Raw genomic sequence first — 13,993 nt, forward strand, 5'->3', positions numbered from 1 at the left:
GGACGAAAACCCCCACCGATTAAAGTTTCACTTTATAGTGCTTCCTTTTTCTTATTATAAAACTACTATAGCCAATATAATAAACGATCAATATAAATAGAATAATGATTGTAGTAGGGTCTTTTGTAAAATGCTGACTATATTGAAGTCCGTTCATTTCAGTTGCTATATTAGAACTTTTTATTAAGATGATGATTCGATAAAGAAACCGACTTAAGAAAAGCAAAAGAACTGAAGATTCAATCCACAAATGAGTTCTGTAATAAAATAAATGGTCTCTAACCTCGAATTTACTGTGTTTCATCGCATAAGATACTAAAAACAGTCCTAAAGCGCATCCGATTAAGACATAAATGAACGTTTCAGGATGGAGAAAACAACTGGCAAGAACGAACAAGGATAAAAGACTAAAAATAACAATTTGAAATATTAGCCTTCTAGGCTGATAGAGTTGAAAACCTATGGAACGTTTTACTTTTCTATATAGAAAGAAAGCTAGTAATACGATTGTTGATGAATATTGTAGTACTACATTCATACGATTCCTCCTTTTCAAACGTTATTTACATTTTTGTTTTAGACATAATTAATAATGATTTTTCTATTAAATATTCGAATGTTAGTTTGTCTTTGAATCAAAACAATTGTCTTTTTTTATAGACGTATTTGTGAGTGTTAATTTGATGCCATAATGAGAAAATGTTCATTTTTAGCTGTATATCTTTTTGGCATAATACTTGCAAACTGTTTAAGTGAATGAGCTCGTTGATGCTTATTCATTATATTTATGTAAGTAAAATGTGTGAAAGAAGTGAGAATGATATGTCTTTTGTAAATTATCGGGAACAAGGAGAAAATGAAAAAATTGGAGTAGTTGAATTAAATCGACCAGAAGCACGAAATGCTTTTACGACTGAAATGGCGACTGAGCTATTACGTATCTTTCAAAATATTTCAAAGTCGGATGTTAGGGTAGTGGTCATGTTATCTTCACAAGCAAAGGCTTTCTGTTCAGGCGCCGATTTAAAAGAAAGAAATGACATGACAGATCAAGAGTGGCGTGAACAACATCATTTATTCGAGCGAATGTTTTATGCGCTAGCTGATCTACCGCAACCAGTTATTGCTGTAGTAGATGGCTACGCACTAGCTGGAGGGTTTGAATTAGTGCTAAATTGTGATTTCATTGTAGCAGCTAAATCTGCGATATTTGGATTACCAGAAGTTACTCGTGGCATTATGCCTGGCTGTGGTGGAACGAGACTTTTAGCAAAACGTGTCGGGGTACATATTGCTAAGGAGTGGGTTTGTACGGGTAGAATGATTTCTGCAGAAGAAGCAAATAAAGTAGGACTATTAAATCGAATTACATATTCAGATCAATTAATTTCAGAAGCATTTACACTAGCAGAGTCTTTAGCTAAAAATGCACCGATTGCTGTTCAAAATTGTAAGCAGGCTGTGGATTCTTTATTTGGTATGAATGATGTCGAAGCGAGAAAACAAGAAATTGATTATTACAATCGTTGTGTAGATACGGAGGACCGGCTAGAAGGTGTAAGATCGTTTGTAGAAAAGCGTGTGCCCCGATTTATCGGGAAATAAAGTAGTTTAGCGTACAATTTCGCAAATTGGAATAAAGGAAGGAGATCCGTATGACGATTCAAGAGAACCCTAAACAACCTTTGTCGCATATTAAAGTATTGGATTTAACTAGTAATATCTCTGGGCCAAGTGCAACGGCTATATTAGGTGATTTAGGTGCAGAAATTATTAAAATTGAACGTCCGCAGAAAGGAGATGATGCCCGTGGTATGGGTCCGTTTATTGGAGGTGAATCTGCTTACTTTCTAGCAATCAATCGAAATAAACAGTCAGTTGTCGTTGATATTCGCAAGAAAGAAGGGCAAGAGATTATACATAAGTTGGCTAGCAAAGTGGATATAGTGATTGAAAACTTTCGCAGAGGAGTCCTTGAGAAATATGGCTTAGATGGTCAATCACTTTGTAGACAAAATGAGAAACTTATTTATTGTTCGTTATCTGCATATGGAGAACAGGGAGATGATGCATTGAAGCCTGGATATGATGCCGTACTGCAGGCTCGGACAGGAATAATGAGCGTTACCGGCACTAAAATTGAAGAACCAGTAAGAGCAGGCGTTTCTATATTAGATATGGGTAGTGGGATGTGGAGTGTAATCGCAATTCTCACGGCACTTCAACATCGTGAACGAACTGGAGAAGGGCAAATTGTTGGTACATCTTTATTTGAGACCGGTGCATATTGGATGAATTATCACTTAACAGCATATGAAAGTACACAAGTAGACCCGTTACCGCAAGGCACTTCTCATTCAGCATTTGCTCCATATGGATCGTATCAAACGAAAGATGACTTGCTTTTATTAGGTATTTCAAATGATTCAATATTTCATCGTTTAACTAAAGCGATTAATCGAGAGGAATGGAATGACGACCCTCGCTTTATTCATAATGAGAATAGATTGTTTCATCGTAAAGCACTAGAAACCTTATTAAATGAATGTTTTATGAGTAACCATTGTGAATATTGGCTATCTAGACTGAATGATGCTGGTGTACCTTGTTCACGAATTCAAAAAGTATCTCAAGTATTAAATGATCCTCATTTTAAAGCGATGGAAATAATGACGCCTGTGTCACATTCTTCATTGGAAACTATTTCAATCCCAAGAGTACCTATTCGTATGGAAAAATCTAAGCTTATAGTAAAGCGTGGAGCTCCATTACTTGGTGAGCACACGTATAAAATCTTGAAAGACTTAGCTTTAACAGATGAAGAGATTCGTGAGTATGCATACAAAGGAATTATTGAGTGTATAGAAACGGAGGGTGTTGTTAATGAAAAACAATGAATTTCATGAAGAACTACGTCATAGTGTAAGAAATGTATGTAAGGATTTCCCTGATACTTATTGGAGAAAGCTTGATGAACAAAATGAATATCCAGAAGAGTTTGTGAATGCGCTTTCGAAGGCAGGTTTTTTAGCAGCATTAATTCCAGAAGAATATGGTGGTTCTGGTTTATCTTTGTATGAGGCATCAATCATAATGGAAGAAATTAATCGTTTTGGAGCTAATGCAGGTGCATGTCATGCACAAATGTACACAATGGGGACATTGTTGAGACATGGCTCACTTCAACAAAAGCAACAGTACTTACCAAAAATTGCGAATGGCTCATTGCGATTACAGGCGTTTGGAGTTACAGAACCGAATACAGGAACAGATACAACACAATTAAAAACTACAGCTATTCGTAAAGGAGATAAATACATTGTGAATGGGCAAAAAGTATTTATTTCTCGTTCTGAATATTCAGATTTAATGATTTTGCTTGTTCGCACTACACCTCTTGAACAAGTGAAAAAACGAACCGAAGGATTATCTGTATTATTAGTCGATCTTAAAAAAGCAGTTGGTAATGGTATAACGATACGACCTATTCGAACAATGATGAATCATGCGACGACGGAATTATTTATAGAAGATTTAGAGGTTCCTGTTGAAAATTTAATAGGAGAAGAAGGTAAAGGCTTTTCATATATTCTTGATGGTATGAATGCAGAGCGAATTCTTATTGCGGCGGAATGTATTGGAGATGGCTATTGGTTTATTGATCGAGCAACACAATATGCGAAAGAACGCGTCGTATTCAATCGACCAATTGGACAAAACCAAGGAATTCAATTCCCAATATCAAAAGCTTATATCCATATAGAAGCAGCAAATTTAATGAGATATAAAGCCGTTGAATTATTCGATGCAGGGAAGCCTTGTGGAAAAGAAGCGAATATGGCTAAATTATTAGCTGCTGATGCTTCTTGGGAAGCGGCAAACGTTGCCTTGCAAACACACGGTGGCTTTGGTTTTGCAGAGGAATATGATGTCGAAAGAAAGTTTAGAGAAACAAGATTATATCAGGTGGCACCAATCTCCACTAACTTAATTCTATCCTATGTCGCAGAGCACGTTCTTGACTTGCCGAGATCGTACTAAATTCTCTCGGAGGTACTAAATGATTATTCCTAATGAAATTGAAATCATTGAAGTTGGACCACGTGAGGATTACAAAATGAACCAATACTTATACCAACGGCAGCAAAAAAAGAATTGATTAAGAAATTAGCTGATATTGGTCTTTCTCGTATTGAAGCAACATCTTTTGTTAGTCCAAAGTGGGTTCCTCAAATGGCTGATGCGGCTGAAATATGCCAATTTTGTAGAGAACTAAATATTGCATTTATAGCTCTAACACCTAATGTAAAAGCACTGAACCAAGCTATTGAGCAACAGGTCCCGCAAATTGCTATTTTTGTAGGGGCGAGTACTACTTTCAATAAAAAGAATATTAACAGAACAACAGAGGAGTATCTTGCTGAATGTGAATTGTTGTTTCAAATAGCTCAAAGGCAAGTAATCTTTATTCGTGCGTATATTTCAACAGCTTTTTTTTGTCCATATCAAGGAAGAGTTTCTTTCGTTGAGTTAAATGATGTTTGTAGGAAGTTTGTTGAACTTGGTGCAGATGAAATAGATATTGGTGATACGAATGGATTTGCATCGCCAATGATGGTTTATGATCGTTTTTCTAGATTACGAGAGTTGTATCCGGATACAAGTTTTGTCGGTCATTTTCATGATACGAGAAAAATGGCTTTAGCCAATACTTTAGCAGCTCTTCAAGCCGGCGTTGTAAAATTTGATAGTTCGATAGGTGGTTTAGGCGGATGCCCATTTTCGCCTGGTGCAACTGGCAATTTAGCAACTGAAGATCTTGTGTTGATGCTTTCGGAAATGGGAATCCAGACAAAATCGATCTTCAAAAGCTAAATCAAATTGTTCCTTTTGCTAAGTCACTTTCTAGTAAAAAGAAAACAACAAAATAATTTAGCTAATTAAAGTAGAAAGAAGGGGAAACATGACATTCACAAGAGAATTTGCCAAATTTATTGTGAATCACCATTTTGATCAATTATCTGAAGAAGTTATTTCATTGACTAAGCTTTCAATATTAGATTGGTTAGGATCGGCTATTGCAGGCGGAAAAGAGAAACCAGCAAAAATAGTTTCAGACGCATTGACACAATTCGATGCGTCAGTACAAGCTACCAATTTTACAAATTTAACGAAAACGTCTGCTTATCATGCTGCTCACATAAATGGAGCTGCTTCTCATATTTTAGAAGTCGATGATGTTCATAAAGGTTCTATTTTACATGCAGGTGCTTCCATTATACCAGCTGCATTTGCCGTCGCAGAATGGAAAGAATTATCTGGGAAACAGTTAATCGAAGCTGTCGCACTTGGCTTTGAAGTAGCTATTCGAATAGGGGAAGCTGTTACACCGTCTCATTATGAAACATTCCATACGACAGGGACAGTAGGGACTTTTGGAGCGGCGGCAGCTGTTAGTAAACTTCTATGCTTAACGGAAGATGAAGTTGTTCATGCTCTAGGAAGTGCTGGTACGCAAGCGGCAGGTTTATGGGAGTTTATCGAAGATGGTGCGATGAGTAAACAGCTGCATCCTGCTAAAGCTTCGGCTAACGGTCTTTTGTCTGCTGTATTAGCTGAAAAAGGATTTACGGCTGCAAGTGAAATTCTTGAAGGAAGAAGAGGATTCTTTCAAGGATTGGTAAAGGAAGTGAAACCGCAATTGTTGTTCCGTAAACTAGGGGAAAGATACAAGATTGTGGAAAATTCATTCAAAATTCATTCTTGTTGCCGTCATATTCATCCTACATTAGATTGTTTACAAGAAATTGTTCGCAATCACATAATTTCACTTCAAAATCTAGAACGAGTTGTTGTTGAAACATACCAAGTCGCTTTAAATATTACAGATAAACCAAATCCCCGTACGGTTTATGAAGCTAAATTTAGTTTGCAATATGCAGCTGCGCTAATGTTAGTTAAAGAGAAAGCCGGTTTAGATACATTCATAGATGGTAATTTATTTGATGAACAAATAAGAAGCGTATTGCCTAAGGTAGAGCTTCAAGTAGATTCAAATTTAGATGCTTTATACCCTGAGAAATGGCCGGCGCGAGTTACCGTTTATTTTTCTAATGGAACTCAAATTGTTCAAGAAGCATTTTATCCGAAAGGTGATCCAGAAAATCCAGCAAGTGAACAAGAATTACTAGATAAATTTTTTGATTTATCAGAAAGGGTTTTATCAAAAGAAGCGGCAAATCACTTATCCATGCAAATTATGCGATTATGTGAGATTGACAATGCAGCATGGATTATAAAGCAGGGACTACAAAACAAAATGAAAGCATAAAGTGAAACTTTAATCGGTGGGGGTTTTTGTCTATCCCTCATCGATTATTAGTTGAACCAATCGGGTTCTAACTGGCCTACTTAAACGTCTTGCCTTATAGGTATTCTAACTTAATCAGCAAATTTATATAGTTCACGTACACTACTCCGGAGGGTTAAAAAAGCGTAAAAGGACGTTCGAAAAATGATTAAAATCACTTTTCGGACAGTCCCTTTTGGCTTAATTCTCTAGTTTACTGAGTTTTTTATAAAAGTGTGATCGACTAATTCCTAGTAGTTTAGCCGCCGCAGTTCGATTACCATTTGTTTGTTTTAAAGCACTTTTAATCGCTTCTTTTTCAGCGTTCAGTAAGTTGTTTTTATATGATTCTACTATTTCATTTTCAATTGATTGATCCTCATCTTCAGATAGAAAGGATATTGTTCCAGTATTATATTTTGAGGTTTGTATTTTCTGTATGTGCTCTGGTAGGTGTTCGACTTCAATAATGTTATTTGTAATACAGTTCATAGCTCGTTCAATGGTATTTTCTAATTCTCTAACATTACCTGGCCAATGGTATGACGTGAGCAACATCATAGCTTTATAATCGATGCTAACCTGAATAAATCCCATCATGTGACAAAATTTTTTCGTGATGGAAGTTGCTAGTAAAGGAATGTCTTCTAGCCTTTTTCTAAGAGGAGGTATATTAATGGGAATAACATTTAATCGATAGTATAAATCTTCTCTAAATTCATTATTCGCAACCATTTGCATTAAATCTTTATTCGTAGCGGCAACGACCTTAACATCTACATGAATGGTCTTAGTACCTCCAACTCGCTCAAATTCACGTTCTTGAAGAACACGTAGAAGTTTGACTTGCATCGATAGTGGCATATCGCCTATTTCATCTAAGAAAATGGTTCCGTTATTTGCTAATTCAAATTTACCTGGTTTACCACCACGTCTTGCACCTGTGAAGGCACCATCGTCGTAGCCGAAAAATTCGGATTCCCATAGTTCAATCGGAATTGCGGCACAGTTTATCTTGATATAATTACCGGAACGGTTAGATGCGGTATGTATTCCACGAGCAAATAATTCTTTCCCTGTACCGCTTTCTCCAAGTAGCAACACATTGGAAAAACCACGAGATGATTGTCGAGCTAATCGCTTCAAACGGTTCATTTCTTCATTTTTTGTAAGAATATCATCTAAGTCAAATGATTTACCGCTGAGTTTCGATAATTCACCACGATAATACGAAACTTCTTTTTCTAAAGTATCTAATCTTTTTACAACATGCTTCCATTTATTAAGATCTTTATAAATGATTTTAGCAATGGCTCCAACTGCTTGTTTCTTTCGGAAAATAGGTATTTTCTTTACTAAACATCTGCGTTTACCAACGACAATGGCTTCAATTTTCTCTTCTTCTTCATTTAGTGTAAAAGCTTCATCCAGTTTTAATTCTGGAAAAATATCTTTAATTGGCTGGTTTTTAAGCGGATTTTTTTCTTTACTTACAAGCTCTGCTGCCGATTCATTTACCATTTCAATTTTCCCGTTTTTATCGATGAGAATTAATCCATCGTATGCACTATTTACTACTGTCTTTAATGTGCGTTCTAAATTCTTCGTTACTTCAAGCTCATTTGCTATTTGTTCGTAATTTGTTAAGTCTTGGATCAGAAAGATACCTCCCCAAAACTGACTTTCACTTGAGAGAGATTTAGCTGTAACTAATAGTTTTTTCTCACCGATGGTAATGCGGTAGATAGGAGGATTTTCATTGGATGTAATCGCAGTTTTATATGTTTCATTTAACTCAGGTAAAATGTTGGTGTAATGATTACCAAAACAATTCTTGCCGACTATGTTACACATGGCTTCGGCCGCTTCGTTAACCACAACAATAATACCATTTCGGTCAATAGCTATAACGCCAGTTTGCATGTATTGAATGAGTGTCTCAATAGAGTTAGTGAGTGAATCTGATTTTGATTGGAATGCTAGAATAATATTTTTAGAATCAAGAGTGCCTATGACGCGATTTGTTTGTGATATGACAATTGCATAACCTACTTGTTCTTTTTGTAAGATTTTTCTTACATTATACAAGTTATCACTTTCATAAATAGTAATAACATTTTCAATAATATAAGGCATTACACATTCATCAATGGACACTTTTTGTTGAAGCGTTTTCAATAGAGTTGAAAGTGTCAGTGCTCCAATGATTTGTTCAGATTGATCGACAACTGGAAGAATGTTCGCTTTTCTCTTTTCAAATAACCGAAGTGCATCGTTTAAAGTACTATTCATACATAGTGTTTCAACATCGTATGTCATATAATCTTTCACTGGAAATTTAAAAGAATTTTTTATAAACATGATTTCACTCCTTCATTCTGATTAAGAATTGCAAACCTTAAATTTTTGAATAATTAGATAATAGACAATCTATTATTAGCAAACAGAACCCAAATTAAGAAAAGTCCTTAAGATACTTTAAAAAACTTATTTAACTGATACTACTAATATGGTAAGAACGTTAATATTATTTAATTAAGTCAATGTAAATACTTAATGTGATAATTTCTAGGGGGAATGAGAAAATGTATAAAATCTGGCACAAATTTTATCCAGAGAGCGTTCCGTTTGATGTTTCAGCTCCCGTAATGAATGTCTATGAGATCTTAAGTAAAACAACTGAAAAATATCCACATGAAATTGCAATCATTGAGCATGATGTTAAAACGAGCTATTTACAATTAAAATCAATGACCGATCGATTTGCTTCAGCCCTTTGTCAGTCCGGGTTTCAAAAAGGTGATCGTTTTGCTTTAATGCTCCCGAATTGTATAGAATATATCATTTGCTATTATGCTATACAAAGATTAGGAGGGATTGTTGTACAAGTTAATCCATTATATCAGCCGGATGAATTATTGCACATATTAAAAAACTCTGAAGCAACTTGGTTTCTTAGTGATTACGAGCAACAGAGGAAATTAGAGAAAATTGATTATTTAGATAATATACAAACGATTTTTGTAAATGATGATCGACAAGAAAAATCATTCCAGTCGTGGCTTATTAAACCTGAAGTATCGTTACCAGATGTGGCAATAGATTTTGAAGAAGACATATCGATTCTACAATATACAGGAGGAACTACTGGTAAATCAAAAGGTGTAATGTTAACTCATTATAATGTAATTTGGAACTTATTCCAAGGAACTGCTACAAATGTTGGCGTGTATGAAGAACCTGGAGAACGTGTTTTGGGAATTTCTCCAATGTTTCATGCGATGGGATTAACTCAGATGAATCATGTTATTCATAAGGCAGCAACAATTATATTAATTAAACGATTTGAAGTAAATGCTGTAATTGAAATAATTCGTAAGTATCGTCCAACGATCTTCAATGGATCACCTACGATGTATATCGCTTTACTTAATCATCATGATTTTCAAGCGAAAGATGTACAATGCTTTAAAGTGTGTGGAAGTGGTTCAGCCCCACTACCAGAAAAAGTCATTAAAGATTTTCAAAACAAAACAGGAGCTCCGATCATTGAAGCTTATGGTTTGTCAGAAGCAACAACAATGACGCACAAGAATCCAGCTACTGGAACTAGAAAGATAGGAAGCATTGGAATTCCAATTCCAAGTACAGATTGTCGTATAGTTGACGTTGAGAGAGGAACAAGAGAGGTTGACATAGGTGAATCAGGAGAATTGTTGATTAAAGGACCACAAGTTATGAAAGGCTACTGGAAGAATGAAAAAGAAACACAGGTAGCTATCAGAGACGGATGGCTTTATACTGGTGACTTAGCAGTAATGGATGAAGATGGTTTTTTCTACATTGTAGGTCGTAAGGAAGATATGATAATTGCAAGCGGTTACAATATTTATCCAAAGGAAATTGAAGAGGTTTTATTTCAAAACCCTTATGTGAAAGAAGCATGTGTTTATGGTATTCCTGATGAATATCGTGGTGAGACAGTAAAGGCAGCTATCGTATTAAGAGAAAAAAACTCAGTAACTATTGAAGAATTAAAAGAATGGTGTCAGGATCGTTTAGCTAGATATAAAGTACCTACTCACTATGAATTTCGAAGTGAATTACCTAAAACCGCTATCGGAAAGGTGCTTCGAACGAAATTGATTGAACAAGAAAAGAATAGTTTGGCTAATTGATAAAAATGAAAAGACAGTGTGTCCTTAATAGGATACATTGTCTTTTTTTGTACACAAGATATTTGTCTTTTTTTCAAATAGAACAGAGCAAAATACTGGTTTTGTAAAAGGATCGCTTTGTTATCATGTTGGCATGATTATTGCAATACTAACTGTATTAACACTATTTAATTACTTTTTGAGGTGAAGGAAATGAAGTTTGAAACAAAAATTGGTACTTCTAAAACGGATGCCATCTATGTACATGGCTATGATTTAACGAATGATTTAATTGGAAATATTACAGTAGCTGATATGGCGTTTCTTGGAGCAGCTCATAGAAGACCTACAGTAGAAGAATCGAAAATGTTAAATGCTTGTATGGTGGCTATTTGTGAACACGGTTTTACACCGAGCTCGATTTCAGCACGATTAACGTATTTAGGTGCTCCAGAAGCAGTTCAAGCAGCGGTTGCGGCAGGCCTTCTTGGAGCGGGTTCAGTCTATTTAGGTGCAATGGAAGAATCGGCTAAGATGTTGCAAGAGGGATTACAGGAATTTGGCAATTGTGAAGACATTTCGCAAATCGCCGCAAATATCATCTTACAACGTAAAGAAAGAGGATTACCTCTTCCTGGTTTTGGGCATCCGATACATAGACCTGTTGATCCTCGTACACCTAAGCTCTTTTCAATCGCTGAAGAACTAGGTTTTAGTGGAAAAAACGTTGAGCTTATAAAGGAAATTCATCGTCAGTTTTGTGAAGAGAAAGGAAAGCAAATTACATTAAATGTAACCGGGGCAATTGGCGGCATTATGTCTGATATGAATTTACATTATAGTGTTGTAAAGTCTTTTGCAGTTGCAGCGAGGGCTGTTGGATTAATTGGTCATATTGTTGAAGAAATTGAAGCTGGAAGAAAAGATTGTGTAGGTCAGCAATTGTATGACTTTGTCGAAGAAAATACATTGTACACAAATAAAGTATCAATTTAATAGATATATAGGAGGTAAAAGTATGACAGAGGCAATGGTATTAAATCCAAATAAGGTGAATCGCTCATATTTTTCAGAGGAACATAAAATGTATCAAGATTCATTAAAAAAGTTTTTGGAGAAAGAAGCGGAACCAAATTTTGAACAATGGGAGAAAGAAAGAATGATACCTCGCTCACTATGGGAGAAAATGGGGAAACAAGGTTTCATTAGTCCATGGGTTGATGAGGAATACGGTGGAATGGGTGTTGATTTTGGTTTTGCAACGATCTTGAATGAAGAAATCGGGAAAATTGGCGCTGGTTTAGGCGGAGTTGCTATTCACAGTAATATCGTTGTTCCGTATATTACTTCCTACGGAACAGTGGAACAAAAAAAGAAGTATTTGCCAGGTTGTGTAAGTGGTCAAATTATTACAGCAATCGCGATGACTGAGCCAGGTGCAGGTTCTGATTTAGCTGGTATTAGTACAACCGCCATAAAAGAAGGTGATTATTACATTTTGAATGGTCAGAAGACATTTATTTCAAATGGAATTCATTCAGATTTAGTAGTTGTTGCTTGTAAGACAGATCCAAAAGCAGTTCCAGCTCACAAGGGAGTTAGCCTTTTATTAGTAGAGAGGGGAATGGCTGGTTTTACTAGAGGACGCAAGCTGGACAAAATGGGTATGCATAGTCAAGATACAGCCGAGTTGATTTTTGAAGATGTTAAAGTTCCAGTTAACAATCTTTTAGGAGAAGAAGGAAAAGGTTTTATTTATCTTATGGAAAAACTTCAGCAGGAGCGACTTTTATCAGCATTAGGCTCACAAGTTGCTGCTGAAGATATGTTAAATATTACACTGAACTATGTAAAAGAACGTCAGGCATTCGGTAAATCAATTAGTAAGTTCCAAAATACACAGTTTAAAATCGCTGAAATAGCAACTCAAGTTCAGATTGGACGTACATTTATTAATGATTTAATCGAAAAACATATAGAGAATCAAGATATTGTAACGGAAGTTTCGATGGCTAAATGGTGGCTCAGTGATATGGCTCGACGTATTTCAGCTGAGTGTGTTCAGCTACATGGTGGTTATGGCTATATGGAAGAATATAAAATTGCTAGACGATATCGTGATATTGCTGTTTCTCCAATATTTGCGGGGTCCAATGAGATTATGAAAGTAATCATTGCCAAACGACTTGGTATGTAGAGTTAGTTATTTTTTGAAAAGAATAGATTCAAAGTTGATGAATAAAACATACAAAGAGATGAGGGGTAATCAAATGTCAGAACATTATGAAAATATAAAAATTGAAAATGAGTATGGCATTTCATTAGTTACGCTGAATAAACCAGAGATTAGAAATGCTCTCATTCCCGGCTTAAAGTCCGAGCTTTGTGATTTCTTTGAAAAATCACGTATGGATTCATCAATTAAAGTAATTATTTTAACTGGTGCCGGAAGTAGTTTTTGTGCAGGTGGAAATCTTAAATCTCAAACAAATGCTAATGTCATTGACATGAGAACAAGAGTTAAAGAAATACAACAATTAATCCAAGTAATATTAAATGTTGAAAAACCTATCATTGCTGCTGTTAACGGTGCAGCTGCAGGAGCAGGATTCAGCTTAGCTTTAGCTTGTGATTTAATAATAGCATCCAAGTCTTCTTCCTTTATTCAAAGTTTTACAAAAGTTGGACTAATTCCTGATTTAGGTAGTGCTTACTTTCTTCCACAATTGGTAGGTCCATATTTAGCTAAGAAGATGATGTTCTTAAGTGAATCAATTCCAGCAGAGAAGGCTTATGAATTACAATTTGTAAATGAGGTCGTAGAGGATGACCTGTTATTAGAGAAGGCATTTGAAATTGGTAGAAGACTTGTGGAAGGACCGGCAATTTCCATTGGGTTGACTAAAAATCTTATAAATAAAGTTTTAAACAACAATCTACAAGAATTCTTGGATTTAGAAGCTTCATATCAGGCTCTTTGTTCCGAAACAGATGATTTTAAAGAAGGTGTAGCTTCATTTTTTGAGAAAAGAAAACCTTTATTTACGGGTAAATGATAGTTTACTAGGTTGAAGAAGGATTTTTATATGATGTCATACGGAATAAAGATATGATTATAAGTGGAAGAGAATATTTATATTACAACCCATAAATCGCATTTAGTGGGTTGTAATATATAACTTTAAATCGTTTTTTTACGAATACGTTTAACGTTTGGTGAAACATACTTAATGTATAATTGGTCGTTTCTATTCTCAACGTTCAATGTAGTTTCACATTTAATATTATTATAGACAGAGTAAATAGTTAATGCAGCATGATTTTCATTTGGATAGTCTATTTGTTGTATATCCCAATGATTATTCATTATGTAATCAACTAGTTCTAATAAAATTTACTTTTTGAAGGGCAAATCCGTTTCTAATGGATTGTAATTATTAATTAATAAATTGAGCTCACTAATTAACATTTGCTCCATGATTTCTTA

12 protein-coding genes are annotated in these 13,993 nt (G+C 35.3%); 9 read left to right on the forward strand and 3 right to left on the reverse strand.

What is annotated here, in order from left to right:
* Positions 1 to 19: 19 nt before the first annotated feature.
* Positions 20 to 538: a sporulation protein gene (locus tag V7014_RS07610; RefSeq protein WP_335505802.1), complete on the reverse strand. Its 519-nt coding sequence runs from the start codon at positions 536 to 538 to the stop codon at positions 20 to 22.
* 284 nt (positions 539 to 822) lie between these two features.
* Here V7014_RS07610 and V7014_RS07615 point away from each other — a divergent pair, with 284 nt between their 5' ends.
* From V7014_RS07615 to V7014_RS07635, 5 genes are all read left to right on the forward strand, one after another.
* Positions 823 to 1,605 carry an enoyl-CoA hydratase/isomerase family protein gene (locus V7014_RS07615; RefSeq protein ID WP_335505804.1) on the forward strand — a complete coding sequence of 261 codons (783 nt, stop codon included), beginning with the start codon at positions 823 to 825 and terminating at the stop codon, positions 1,603 to 1,605.
* 50 nt (positions 1,606 to 1,655) lie between these two features.
* Positions 1,656 to 2,897: a CaiB/BaiF CoA transferase family protein gene (locus tag V7014_RS07620; RefSeq protein WP_335505806.1), complete on the forward strand. Its 1,242-nt coding sequence runs from the start codon at positions 1,656 to 1,658 to the stop codon at positions 2,895 to 2,897.
* Complete coding sequence (locus V7014_RS07625; protein WP_335505808.1) at positions 2,884 to 4,041, forward strand: acyl-CoA dehydrogenase family protein; 1,158 nt, start codon at positions 2,884 to 2,886, stop codon at positions 4,039 to 4,041. The genes V7014_RS07620 and V7014_RS07625 overlap by 14 nt, the downstream gene beginning before the upstream one ends.
* A 114-nt stretch (positions 4,042 to 4,155) precedes the next feature.
* Complete coding sequence (locus tag V7014_RS07630; protein ID WP_335505810.1) at positions 4,156 to 4,875, forward strand: hydroxymethylglutaryl-CoA lyase; 720 nt, start codon at positions 4,156 to 4,158, stop codon at positions 4,873 to 4,875.
* A gap of 88 nt (positions 4,876 to 4,963) precedes the next feature.
* Positions 4,964 to 6,331, forward strand: coding sequence for an MmgE/PrpD family protein (locus tag V7014_RS07635; protein ID WP_335505812.1), 1,368 nt, complete (start codon positions 4,964 to 4,966; stop codon positions 6,329 to 6,331).
* A 219-nt stretch (positions 6,332 to 6,550) separates the two neighbouring features.
* Here the strand turns inward: V7014_RS07635 and V7014_RS07640 are convergent, their stop codons facing one another.
* A complete protein-coding gene (locus V7014_RS07640) occupies positions 6,551 to 8,710 on the reverse strand; it encodes a sigma 54-interacting transcriptional regulator (protein ID WP_335505814.1) in 2,160 nt (719 codons plus the stop codon).
* Positions 8,711 to 8,934: 224 nt separating this feature from the next.
* Here V7014_RS07640 and V7014_RS07645 point away from each other — a divergent pair, with 224 nt between their 5' ends.
* From V7014_RS07645 to V7014_RS07660, 4 genes are all read left to right on the forward strand, one after another.
* Positions 8,935 to 10,527: a long-chain-fatty-acid--CoA ligase gene (locus tag V7014_RS07645; protein ID WP_335505816.1), complete on the forward strand. Its 1,593-nt coding sequence runs from the start codon at positions 8,935 to 8,937 to the stop codon at positions 10,525 to 10,527.
* Between the two features lie 192 nt (positions 10,528 to 10,719).
* Positions 10,720 to 11,502 carry a citryl-CoA lyase gene (locus V7014_RS07650; protein ID WP_335505818.1) on the forward strand — a complete coding sequence of 261 codons (783 nt, stop codon included), beginning with the start codon at positions 10,720 to 10,722 and terminating at the stop codon, positions 11,500 to 11,502.
* 55 nt (positions 11,503 to 11,557) lie between these two features.
* Positions 11,558 to 12,703: an acyl-CoA dehydrogenase family protein gene (locus V7014_RS07655; protein ID WP_438824890.1), complete on the forward strand. Its 1,146-nt coding sequence runs from the start codon at positions 11,558 to 11,560 to the stop codon at positions 12,701 to 12,703.
* Between the two features lie 73 nt (positions 12,704 to 12,776).
* Positions 12,777 to 13,562, forward strand: coding sequence for an enoyl-CoA hydratase/isomerase family protein (locus V7014_RS07660; RefSeq protein WP_335505822.1), 786 nt, complete (start codon positions 12,777 to 12,779; stop codon positions 13,560 to 13,562).
* A 125-nt stretch (positions 13,563 to 13,687) separates the two neighbouring features.
* On the opposite strand, the gene V7014_RS07665 is transcribed toward V7014_RS07660, so the two are convergent.
* The gene (locus V7014_RS07665; RefSeq protein ID WP_335505824.1) at positions 13,688 to 13,873 is read right to left on the reverse strand and encodes a hypothetical protein; all 186 of its coding nucleotides are present in this window, start codon (positions 13,871 to 13,873) and stop codon (positions 13,688 to 13,690) included.
* Positions 13,874 to 13,993 lie beyond the last annotated feature (120 nt).

This window comes from Bacillus sp. JJ722 (assembly GCF_036963345.1).
Lineage (GTDB): Bacteria > Bacillota > Bacilli > Bacillales > DSM-1321 > Bacillus_AD.

Excerpts from the sequence above, each read along its gene's own strand:
- V7014_RS07610 (WP_335505802.1), bottom strand. The coding sequence starts at position 538 with ATGAATGTAGTACTACAATATTCATCAACAATCGTATTACTAGCTTTC.
- V7014_RS07615 (WP_335505804.1), top strand. The coding sequence starts at position 823 with ATGTCTTTTGTAAATTATCGGGAACAAGGAGAAAATGAAAAAATTGGA.
- V7014_RS07620 (WP_335505806.1), top strand. The coding sequence starts at position 1,656 with ATGACGATTCAAGAGAACCCTAAACAACCTTTGTCGCATATTAAAGTA.
- V7014_RS07625 (WP_335505808.1), top strand. The coding sequence starts at position 2,884 with ATGAAAAACAATGAATTTCATGAAGAACTACGTCATAGTGTAAGAAAT.
- V7014_RS07635 (WP_335505812.1), top strand. The coding sequence starts at position 4,964 with ATGACATTCACAAGAGAATTTGCCAAATTTATTGTGAATCACCATTTT.
- V7014_RS07640 (WP_335505814.1), bottom strand. The coding sequence starts at position 8,710 with ATGTTTATAAAAAATTCTTTTAAATTTCCAGTGAAAGATTATATGACA.
- V7014_RS07645 (WP_335505816.1), top strand. The coding sequence starts at position 8,935 with ATGTATAAAATCTGGCACAAATTTTATCCAGAGAGCGTTCCGTTTGAT.
- V7014_RS07650 (WP_335505818.1), top strand. The coding sequence starts at position 10,720 with ATGAAGTTTGAAACAAAAATTGGTACTTCTAAAACGGATGCCATCTAT.
- V7014_RS07660 (WP_335505822.1), top strand. The coding sequence starts at position 12,777 with ATGTCAGAACATTATGAAAATATAAAAATTGAAAATGAGTATGGCATT.
- V7014_RS07665 (WP_335505824.1), bottom strand. The coding sequence starts at position 13,873 with ATGAATAATCATTGGGATATACAACAAATAGACTATCCAAATGAAAAT.